The sequence below is a fragment of the Bacillus sp. AY18-3 genome (assembly GCF_008042305.1).
In the GTDB taxonomy this organism is placed as follows: domain Bacteria; phylum Bacillota; class Bacilli; order Bacillales; family Bacillaceae_G; genus Bacillus_A; species Bacillus_A wiedmannii.
The window spans coordinates 1-10,715 of record NZ_QKQR01000050.1; the positions used below are offsets into that span (position 1 = coordinate 1).

8 protein-coding genes are annotated in these 10,715 nt (G+C 30.1%); 3 read left to right on the top strand and 5 right to left on the bottom strand.

Annotated elements, in window-relative coordinates; all coding sequences use genetic code 11:
- Positions 1 to 50: 50 nt before the first annotated feature.
- On the bottom strand, positions 51 to 635 hold the full coding sequence (locus DM800_RS28330; protein WP_114556594.1) for a helix-turn-helix domain-containing protein: 585 nt from the start codon (positions 633 to 635) through the stop codon (positions 51 to 53).
- A 178-nt stretch (positions 636 to 813) separates the two neighbouring features.
- On the bottom strand, positions 814 to 1,848 hold the full coding sequence (locus DM800_RS28335) for a GTP pyrophosphokinase (RefSeq protein WP_147788152.1): 1,035 nt from the start codon (positions 1,846 to 1,848) through the stop codon (positions 814 to 816).
- Positions 1,849 to 2,283: 435 nt separating this feature from the next.
- On the opposite strand from DM800_RS28335, the gene DM800_RS28340 reads away from it, so the two are divergent.
- Positions 2,284 to 2,856 (top strand): tyrosine-type recombinase/integrase, encoded by a 573-nt coding sequence (locus DM800_RS28340; RefSeq protein WP_147788153.1) that lies wholly within the window; start codon positions 2,284 to 2,286, stop codon positions 2,854 to 2,856.
- A gap of 225 nt (positions 2,857 to 3,081) precedes the next feature.
- Here DM800_RS28340 and DM800_RS28345 read toward each other — a convergent pair whose 3' ends face one another.
- Positions 3,082 to 3,738: a hypothetical protein gene (locus DM800_RS28345; protein ID WP_147788154.1), complete on the bottom strand. Its 657-nt coding sequence runs from the start codon at positions 3,736 to 3,738 to the stop codon at positions 3,082 to 3,084.
- A 489-nt stretch (positions 3,739 to 4,227) separates the two neighbouring features.
- Between DM800_RS28345 and DM800_RS28350 the strand changes: the two genes are divergently transcribed.
- Positions 4,228 to 4,893, top strand: a complete 666-nt coding sequence (locus DM800_RS28350; protein ID WP_147788155.1) for a helix-turn-helix domain-containing protein — start codon at positions 4,228 to 4,230, stop codon at positions 4,891 to 4,893.
- Positions 4,894 to 5,387: 494 nt separating this feature from the next.
- Here DM800_RS28350 and DM800_RS28360 read toward each other — a convergent pair whose 3' ends face one another.
- Positions 5,388 to 5,714, bottom strand: coding sequence for a hypothetical protein (locus DM800_RS28360; RefSeq protein ID WP_147788157.1), 327 nt, complete (start codon positions 5,712 to 5,714; stop codon positions 5,388 to 5,390).
- A gap of 647 nt (positions 5,715 to 6,361) precedes the next feature.
- Here DM800_RS28360 and DM800_RS28365 point away from each other — a divergent pair.
- Positions 6,362 to 8,626, top strand: a complete 2,265-nt coding sequence (locus tag DM800_RS28365; protein ID WP_255447113.1) for a glycoside hydrolase domain-containing protein — start codon at positions 6,362 to 6,364, stop codon at positions 8,624 to 8,626.
- A gap of 436 nt (positions 8,627 to 9,062) precedes the next feature.
- Here the strand turns inward: DM800_RS28365 and DM800_RS28370 are convergent, their stop codons facing one another.
- Positions 9,063 to 9,614: a MerR family transcriptional regulator gene (locus DM800_RS28370; protein WP_147788158.1), complete on the bottom strand. Its 552-nt coding sequence runs from the start codon at positions 9,612 to 9,614 to the stop codon at positions 9,063 to 9,065.
- Positions 9,615 to 10,715 lie beyond the last annotated feature (1,101 nt).

Consider the following 10,715-nt stretch of genomic DNA (forward strand, 5'->3'; position numbering starts at 1 on the left):
ATTCGATAACTATAAAAAATATAAAAAAACCTGTATGAGATTCATACAGGTTACACTAATTTAATGGGTAAATTTTTTAATTCTTTAGGTTTTCTTATAAACATAGTTTGTAGTGTTTGATTAATATTGTCACGATCCCCACAAAGAATTACATTAGGATTTATGTACAATGCATACATTCTAGCATTAATTCCGTCTCTACCAGATTCAAAACGTCCAATGAGGCCTTTTTCAATTAATTGCTTTACTAATCTACTAACTGTATTTTTACTAGATCCTATTTTATCTGCAATTTCTGTTTGAGTCATAGGTAATTGTTCTTTTGCATTAATATCATGAACAATACAATTAGAACGGAAACCTATAAACCCAATGATTTTGTTTAAAAACATAATTTCTTCGTTTTTCAAATAATTATTTTGAATGAGATATAACCAATTCTCTTGAATGATTTGAGCAAATTTAGCTTTGTTTTTTATCTTCCGTTCAGGTACTAATTTCATTCCATGCGAATTAGCTTTTGCTTGAAGTTCATTTGCTATGTACATCTCTTCTTCTGACAAGATCTTTGAATTCTCGATATCTCTCAATCTTGCATTTCTTTCAGCTTGTTCTAAATTGACGAGCTTTGACATAATCTTTCTCCTCTTTTCTAAGATTTTCAACTAGAGAAGAGGAACATTTTATGCTATGATTCTTATAGAATTTAAAAATAAATATATACAATAAAAACCCCTCTTTTCTAATTGTTTGTTTGGTCACTTTCAATTATAACATGAGGGGATTTTTTTTTATAAAACAAAAAACTTCAAATTACTTTATTAATTCTTGTACCGCAGGATCTTCATGCTCTTCTGATCTCTGAGAAGTCATTCCATCAAAATGTCTTGTATAATCCCTATCTAATATAGATAAAGAAGCTCTTATAATACCAACAGGTACAAACTTGTTAAGATCTCCTACTGGTGGATATTTCATTTCATATACTTTAAAAGCTTCAGAAGTTCGGTTAATTGCATTATCTAATTCTGAAAGTGTAGTATACCCATTTTGCAACAACTCATCTAATAATTCTGAAATTAACTTCGCAGAAGTATTATTATTATCATTAAATTTTTGATTTAAATATGATTTTAAGGTATCAAAATCTATTTTCTCATTATTTATTCGATTATTACCATCATTAGATAGCATATTTTTCACTTCTTTTTCTTTAACTAGTTGTGATTCATGACTAGCATTAACAAACATTTCAAAATGAGTATCCGCTACATAAAAAAGACCACTTAAAGCATGAAAATCTCGCTTTAATTCAGAAGGAACATCATTTTCACTCTTATAATCAAGATAATGAGAAATATTAGCCCACGCATCCATAGATATAGTTCTAACCTGAATTTCAAACTTTAAATGCTTAATATGATCATATCTAGGTCCACAATACTCATCCTTTAACATGGCAATAAAATGAACTGACATATAACCAAACGAACTAACATTATCACCATAAACTTTATTATCTTCAGAAATAATAGTAAAAGAATCTTGTATACAAGTTTTAATTTTATCTATATCAGATAAAAATAAACAAACAACTCTTGTTCCTATAATATCAGTAATTTCTTCAAATGGATTACTAGTTTGTTTTCTCTCTATTTTTTCAAAAAAAGAATCAAATTCCTTAATTCTAGAAAGAATACTATGAATTTTAATATCTTTTTCTTTTAAACTTTTATTTAGAATATATTTAACTTCTTCTTCTAATGTTTGATATAAAAATTTATTTCTTTCATATAAATTTAAAAATTCTTTTCTATCTAATTCAATATTACCAATTACATCATTCATCAAATCACAATCCTTTTATTTTTTTATAGATATATTTTAATATTAAATAACTAATAATCATTAAATACACCATATATTATACAGATTTTCAAAAATTAAACTTTAATATTTTTTATAAACAACTCAATTCCCTTTAATTGTTGACCTAAAATCATCCCCTTCACCTCTTAAAAAATTATTACACATAAAACAATAAAAAATAAAAAAACTATCAGTTCTATACATGTAAACCAATAGTTCATAATATACTTTTCTTTAACTTAAAATTTAAAAAGACCACAAATATAAAAATTAAAATATCCAATGTAAACTTTTAAATAAAAGTTTACATTCAAACCCTTTAAAACATTGACTTCTGACCAATTCCCCTGATATCTTCAATTTATACAACAAAAGTATACATTCAAAACACTATAAATAAAGAGGTCAAAATCCATGAACAAAAAATCACATCTCATTGATGTCCAACCTATCCGTAGCAAAAAACAGATTGAAGACATGAAATGGGCCCTAAAACGCCACTGTTCCGAACGAGACTATATACTATTTTTAATTGGAATTCATACAGGACTACGTGTGAGTGATCTACTCCAACTTGAAACAGAAACCATAATAAAACTAAAACGAAAAAAGAGAAAAGAATTTAAGATCAAAGAAGGAAAAACAAAGAAAGAACGCATGATTAACCTTACTTCCATTTTTGATGAGGTATACCCTTATGCTCAAACGCTAGATAATACCTGGTTATTTCCTTCTCGAAAAGGAAATCAACCCATTAGTAAGATCCAGGCCTATCGACAATTGCAAAAAGCCGGAGATTTTGCGGATATAGAATCTATCGGGACCCATACCATGCGCAAAACCTTCGGTTATTGGTTCTATAAACAAACAAAAGATATAGCCATGTTACAAGAAATCTTAAATCACAGTACTCCTCAAATCACACTGACTTATATCGGCATCAACAAAGAAGAGAAAGACAACGTTCTAGATTCATTCACCATTTAAAAAGATATACCAACAACAAGGGCCCCTTTGATAATACAAGGGGCTTCTCTAATCTTTAAAGGAACAGAGCAACAAATAGACCAATCGTAATGCAATCAGCTGCTAAACCAATTAAGACCGCAATGAACATGAACTTTTCCATACGTTTTCACAGTCTTAATATAAGAGAAGCACTGAGTTATTTCGGATTTTCATGAAAAAATTAAAAAAGAACTCCTAATTTAGTTAAGAGCCCTCCATTATTCCTACTTCTATTTGCATTTTATTAAATAACTCTTCACATTCCGCCAAATACATATCGTCAATTTCATTAGGATCACTTCCTTTGTATTTTATATTGACCATTGTAATCTTCTTTTTAAACTTCCTCGTGCTTTCCACATGCACAACTTTCAAAAGATAAGTCCATAACCCTAACACAGCACATTGCAATTTGCTTATCTTGCTTCCTCGATACTCCTCTGGAAGTCCTTCATTCCATTTCTTTACCGAAGCCTCATCCCTCAAATCTCTATCAAAAGAATCCACCAATCTATTTAAATCAGTCTCACTTACTTTAAATTTAAGTTGGTGAACATAGTTATTCCTCAATTCGTTCAACCTTTTATAAGGAGTTTTCTTGTCTAACGATAATGCCCCTAAAGCAATAGCTAAGTTTATTTTATTCATAAACATAAATCTCTCAGTTAAGACAAGCTGTGGTTCCACCATGTAAATTTTCAACAACTTTTCAAGCTCATGTTCAATATAAAGATGACCACGCAAAATTACTTGCAACTCATCCCCTCCAAAAGTCGCATCCAGAAACTCCTGAACATCCTTATCAACCTTATTACCAATCTGTTCTATAAATCCCTTCAAGTTTTTCTTTGTACTCTTCAAATCGTTCTTCCAACCCTTTAGTCGGTGTTAGAGTTTTACTCACTCCGCACATCTCCATTCCATACTAATATCTGAGACGATTATACCATTCCATAAAACCCCACAGGCACTACCCCTTAAAATTCCTCCCTCTCCAAACATCAAAAATAATATATATTAATGGGATTCTAAAAATGATTTTATATATCATGAAAAAATAACTTATAAAATTTAAATATAAATTAGCATTTTTAAAAATTCATTAATAGTAAACCATAAGTACCAAAATAAAACTTCCTGGAGCGTTTTTTATTTTGGTACTTATGGATAAAGGTTAATAGTAAACCATAAGTACCAAAATAAAAAACGCTCCTTCCTGGAGCGTTTTTTATTTTGGTACTTATGGATAAAGGTCTGCAACACATCGTTGCATGCCTTTTTTATAACGTTACGATGCGTTTCTTACTATTTAACATTAGAATAATTAAAGTGATTAAAGGAGGTACATATATGGACATTGGAAAAAAAATAAAACATTTAAGATTAATAAATAACATGACACAAGAAGATGTAGCCAGCCAATTATTTATTTCAAGACAAGTTATATCTAAATGGGAACTAGGAAAAAGTCTTCCTGATCTAACCAATTTATTAGCCTTAAGCAATCTATTTAATGTTTCAATTGATTCTTTATTAAAGGAGGATTCAAATTTGCAAAATCAGATAATAAAACAAAGCAATTATAAGAGATATTTATTAATAGCCGCTCTCTACATATATTCTTTAATTACTATTGTCGTTATATTTTATTGTCTCGTTGCCTTTTTACTTATACCAAAAGACATAAAAACATCAGATCTAAAGGTTATTAATTCCCACTTTTATCAAGAAAGCGATAAAAAAGAGATTTTATATATTTATAGTAAATTAACACCGTTCTTCTCCAATTATTCAGGAGATTATAGCATTCAAACAAAAGAACATGAAATAAACATTCATGCTAACCGAAATTCAATTCCTTTTAGAAATAAAGACGTTTTATTTTCAATCGAAAAAGATATACCTCACGGGATAGATTGGCAAGAAAAAGATGTTTACATTGTAGACGAAAATAATAACAAAATACTTATATATAACCATAAAAATAAACAACTATATTATCAAACAAAAAATTAAAGTAGGTGATCAAAATTAAAAACATCTATAAATATATTTTTATACTAACTACGCTTATTCTTAATATAATTAGTTCTCTACTTATAATGAATACTCCATTTATACCAGGGAATATGGTATTTGCTATTACATTTTTATTTTTCACCATGCTATTCCAATCAACTACCATGCTATTCATTATATATATGATTAAAAATGAAAGATCTAAAAAGATAAAAATAATATTATATGTTTTTTTAACACTAGATATATTAATCTTTTTATTCTTAATCAATATGACATACATAGTAACAACATCATTAAAATATTATTAACATCTTTATAGCAAGGGAATGCTTGTAGACTGATCTATACTGCATTCCCTTATTGTATGTATGTTATATTTCTATTCTTCTTTTTCCGACATTAGAACTTACAACCCATAATACTTGGTTTTTTCCTTTTCCTGAGGATCCATCCTACGATTTTTATTCCACAATTCCTTTAATAGAAATTTAAAAATCTAACACAATAGTACAGACAAATGAGATTATACATAACGTTAAAAATATCATAGAGAATAACAAATTAGAAAATAATATTTTTGAAGAAGTGTCCTCTTTATATAAAGCAATAATTGAAAATACAATGGAAATAACTAATGGAATAATTAAAGCAAAAGATAAATATATAAAATTGCGGTAAATATCTTCATCAGATGTTCCACCAGGGGTAATATTAATATATTTTTCATCTAAAATATAATAAATATATAGAGCTATACAAAAAATAATATTAGCACCAATTGCAACACAAGTAGTTTTACTCCGTAATATCCTCATCTTCATTCTCCTTTTAAACACTTTATACATTCTAAATAACCCCACAAAAAATATTATATATTAATAAAAATCCTTAATATATAATATTTTTTTATAAATCACATCGACAAAAACCGAGAAAAAGTGTCCTTTTTCTATCAAATATAATCATAAAATTATTACCAGAAAAGCAATAAAACTTTTCATCCATATATCAAATTAAAACATTAAATAATCTAATATAAATAATAAAAAAAGAGGTAATAAATATGGATCAAATAGTAAAAACAACACATATAGGGGATCATCTGCCTAAATTGCGATTATACGAGCCGAACCGCTAGTACCTTGGCATAATAATTTCATTTACCATATTGATAGATAAGTTATACGTGTGGTTACATCCCCACACGACAAACAAAATTCTACTTTAAAAATAGCTATAACATCAGGTTTGATAAACTATCAAATCTGATGTTATAGCTATTTTTATTTATCTTAAATTTTTTTTAAAATTTTTTTGCTTTTTTTTTATTTATTCTACTTTTCTTTCACTTAATAGAGTAAGAGGCTAATTTAATTAAATTTCATTTGAAATATGGATATTTATTTTTAATCCCATTATTAAATTAAACTTTTAAAAAATAATTGAAAAAGAGGTAATCAAAATGGATCAAATGGTAAAACAAGCACAAGAATGGGTAAACAGCACCTATAAAGGTAGAGCTGGTTATAAAGAAATTGAAGTAACCGGAAAAACAGGTTGGTCTACAATGGGAGCTTTAACACAAGCATTACAATTAGAACTTGGAATTGCAGAAACATCTACAAGCTGTGGCCCTACTACATTAAAAGAACTTGCAAAAAAATGTCCGATTAGTACAACATCTAATACAAACACAAATATTGTAAAGATTATTCAAGCCGCTTTATATTGCAAAGGTTATGGACCTGGTGGCATTACAGGAACATATACACCTGGTACACAAACGGCTATTGCTTCTATGCAAAAAGATTTAGGCGCTACACCAAATGATGGCGCAGTAACCCCTAAATTATTCAAAGCACTATTAACAATGGATGCTTATGTATTAGTTAATAACGGAAGTACAAAAATTCGAAATATCCAACAATGGTTAAACAGCAAATATATCAATCGCGCTGACTTTTTCTATATGCCTTGCGATGGCCATTATTCACGTGATGTACAAAAAGCTTTAATGTTTGCGATTCAATATGAAGAAGGATTACAAGATGGTACAGCTAACGGAAACTTTGGTCCAACAACACAAGATAAAATTAAATCAGTCGTATTAAAAGAAGGTTCAACAGGTCCTTTTGTGTACCTATTCCAAGCTTCTCTTATTTTCAATGGTTACGATGTACCGTTTGATGGTAAATTTTCAACAACTGTAACTACACAATTGAAAAAATTCCAAAACTTTTCATTATTAAAAGAAACTGGGACTTCAGATTATCAAACATGGGCTTCTCTATTAGTAAGTACAGGAGATCCAGAACGTCAAGGGAAAGCTTGTGATTGTATTACAGAAATTACTCCAGAAAGAGCAAAAACATTAATCTCAGCTGGTTATGAAACAGTAGGACGTTATTTAACAAACGCTAAAGTAACAAATGCTAAAAATAAAAAAATCCAACCTGGAGAAATGCATAATATTTTTAAAGCTGGTCTTAGTATTTTCCCTATCTACCAAACAAACGGTGGAGATAAAAACTATTTTAATGCTGCTCAAGGTAAAGATGATGCAATGGATGCCTTTCTAGCTGCTTTACATCATGGATTCCCACATGGTACAACTATCTATTTCGCAGTAGACTTTGATGCAACAGATGACGATATTAAAGACAAGATTTTACTACACTTCCAAGCAATTAACGAAAAAATGAAGACATTAGATAATTATTACAAAATTGGAGTATACGGTTCACGAAATGTATGTATCCAAGTATCAGAAAAAGGATACGCAACATATAGCTTCGTCTCTGGCATGTCTACTGGTTTTAGTGGAAACCTAGGGTTCCCATTACCAAAAAATTGGGCGTTTGATCAAGTTAAAGAATATGCAATCGGAAGTGGCGATGGTTCTATAGCAATTGATAAAAATATCAAATCAGGAAGAGATTCAGGATATAAAATTTTAAAAGAAGAACTCAATCAATACGAATGTATTGTAGTATCAGCAAAAGAAGGAAATAAATCAGACGGTCGTTGGAAATATAACTTTATTGAACCAGCAATCAAAAAAATTAGAGATCTTAAACAAAAATATGATAATCATGCTGCACACGTCACTTGGGTTATTGAAGGAGATTTATATTCAACAAAAGATATTGAACATTTTAAAGAAACAGCAGCACTTTGGACTGCAGATATAGTAATTGTACACGGTAAAACCGAATTAATTAATTATATTAATACACAATCTATTAATGGTACAGGAAAACGTTTAAATAAAATTATAGATTTCTCATGGTTTGGTCATGGACATAAAGGTTATGTTGATTTCGGACCTGAGTATTCACCTCGTAAAGGAATAGAATATACTGAACACCTCCATAAAAAAGATATTGAGAGTTTACAAACTGATGCCTTTGTAAGAGGAAGTACAACACACTTTTATAATTGTAATACAGGAACAAATTATGAAGGTATTAGTTTTGCACAACTTTGGGCAAATAAAACTGAAACATATACAACAGCTTGTGCTGATGGACAAACTGTTTATTCATACATTACAGTTTGTGATAAATGGACATCCCTTCCTGACCAATTTTGGGCAGAACATGAAGCAGCAGCAACGTATAGAGCTAGAACAGGATATTCAGAATATGGTTCACTCAGATATCCTGAGACAGGTGATATAAATGATGAAAATCCAAATCCTCATTGGGTAACATTCACAAAAAAATAATAAAAAAAGGGTAACTTTTAATAAAGGTTACCCTTTTTTATTTTCTTATCTTAATTCATTAAATCATATTAAATTTCTAAAGTTTCAAAACTGAAATAACAGCATAATCATAACAAGGGAATGCTTGTAGACTGATCTATACTGCATTCCCTTATTGTATGTATGCTATATTCTTATTCGCCTTTTTCTAACAGTAGAACCACGAATCTTGGCGAAGACATTGGTTTTTGCCCTGTCCTGGGGTCCGTCCTCGCTTTTTATTCCACGGTTCCCTTGACCACGAGCCTCCGAACCCTCAAACTCCCAAAGATAACCCCAGCGGGCAAAAACCGCCCTTCTGGGGCCACCTCTGGCGAGTTTGCATGAGGGTTCCCCTCATCGTCAAGGAACTTTCGCGGCATAAACGCCAGAACTCAGATCATAAATCTTAAAATAGTTATCTTCCAAATAACCTCGCAAAAAAACCTTTGGATTCAGTAGATGCTGTTAATGCTTTTGTTTCTTGTACTTCACGAATTGTTTCAAGTAACTTCTGATCCCGTTTCTCTAACTTATTATCAATATAATCTTGTTGTTTTTGTAATTGTTCAATTAACAACTTATTAAATTCTTCTTGTTTCTCACTATATTCTCTAAGTCTACTAACTTCATTTTTTAATTCTTTTAATTCTTCAGCTAAAATCTCTCCAACTTCTTTACTAGGAACAGGTTTTATACTCTCTCCACCTGTAGCAAAGTAATGTTCAATTTGTTTTATTGAGTAATTTTGTTCTCGATGCAATTGTTTAACTATCTTCATTTGTTCAAGGGCTTTTTCGTTAAAAACATTGTATCCTGATTCATTTTTCTCTAAAGGAATATACATCCTTAATTCTTTCATCCAATTTCTTATAACATTTGGCGATTCATCTAAACACAATGCAACTTCTTTAACAGTCATCGCTATATAACCTGGTTTTTCTTCACCTAGGTTTTCACTTTTATCCATCTTTTTACCCACCTTTAAAACCTAGATAAAAACCTAAGTTTTTTAAATATCAAGGGTTATTTTCAAAAATATCAACCTTGATACCTAGGTATCAAACCTAGGTTTTTACTAATTCATTTTACTAAGGTTCATATCCTTCTGTCATATAAAAATAACAAATTTTTAACGGATCCAAGTTATACTCCATTTTTTTCTTAATAAATGATTATTTAATCCATATAGCGAAGATCATGGCCGCGCCACAAAAATTTCCTAATAACTTTGAAACAAATCATTTTATAAAATTAGAAATTATAGATTTCAAATCAAACAAAGAAAAGAGTAAGTTCAACAAGTGCAAGAGCATAAGGAATTTTTGCTATCACTAAGGGTGACAGGTTAGGCAAAGCCTAACAAAAACGTGATATCACAAATACAAAAAATTCAATGGAGTTCCAACGTACTTTCAATGTACATCCAATGGGTTTTCAATGGATATTTCAGAGGACTAAAAACTTGTTTTTTTTACCCTTAGATCAACAATTATTCCTCGTATATAAAACAAACAAGGGTTTTATAACCTCTCAAAATCGTTTCTATTAGATTTCAAACACAAACTAATAGATTTCCTAATAAAATCAAAATAACGCTCTTAGAACGAAAAATGAGCGCTATGATGACATGTTTAATTACAAGTACAATAGCGCGGCTGTTGCCGTTCCATTGTACTTCGCTTTTCCGTTGACTTTTGGAGTAGAGGCTGGTTCGTCGTGTGGGGGCGAAACCCCACGTATTACGTATCTATACATGTGGTAAATGAAATTATAATACGAAAGCATTAGCGGTTCGGCTCGTATAATAGCAAATTCAAGCCGATAAACCTAAATAGTTGCTTTTGGATGTGTCGGCTTGGTGCCACCAAAACTCGAGCCGAAAAAAGTTTTGCAAGGATGTAGCAAAGCGAAAAGGGTGGAGATTTTCTGTAGCAAAGCGAAAGAAAATACGACCCGTTCCTTGCGGAACTTTTAGCTCCTTATATAGAGAGTGAGAAGGGACAAGTATATAAAAGTAGAAAAAAGTGAGTAATACCAAGGGATTTGGGATTTTTTATAGTTATCGAAT

Excerpts from the sequence above, each read along its gene's own strand:
- DM800_RS28330 (WP_114556594.1), bottom strand. The coding sequence starts at position 635 with ATGTCAAAGCTCGTCAATTTAGAACAAGCTGAAAGAAATGCAAGATTG.
- DM800_RS28335 (WP_147788152.1), bottom strand. The coding sequence starts at position 1,848 with ATGAATGATGTAATTGGTAATATTGAATTAGATAGAAAAGAATTTTTA.
- DM800_RS28340 (WP_147788153.1), top strand. The coding sequence starts at position 2,284 with ATGAACAAAAAATCACATCTCATTGATGTCCAACCTATCCGTAGCAAA.
- DM800_RS28350 (WP_147788155.1), top strand. The coding sequence starts at position 4,228 with ATGGACATTGGAAAAAAAATAAAACATTTAAGATTAATAAATAACATG.
- DM800_RS28360 (WP_147788157.1), bottom strand. The coding sequence starts at position 5,714 with ATGAGGATATTACGGAGTAAAACTACTTGTGTTGCAATTGGTGCTAAT.
- DM800_RS28365 (WP_255447113.1), top strand. The coding sequence starts at position 6,362 with ATGGATCAAATGGTAAAACAAGCACAAGAATGGGTAAACAGCACCTAT.
- DM800_RS28370 (WP_147788158.1), bottom strand. The coding sequence starts at position 9,614 with ATGGATAAAAGTGAAAACCTAGGTGAAGAAAAACCAGGTTATATAGCG.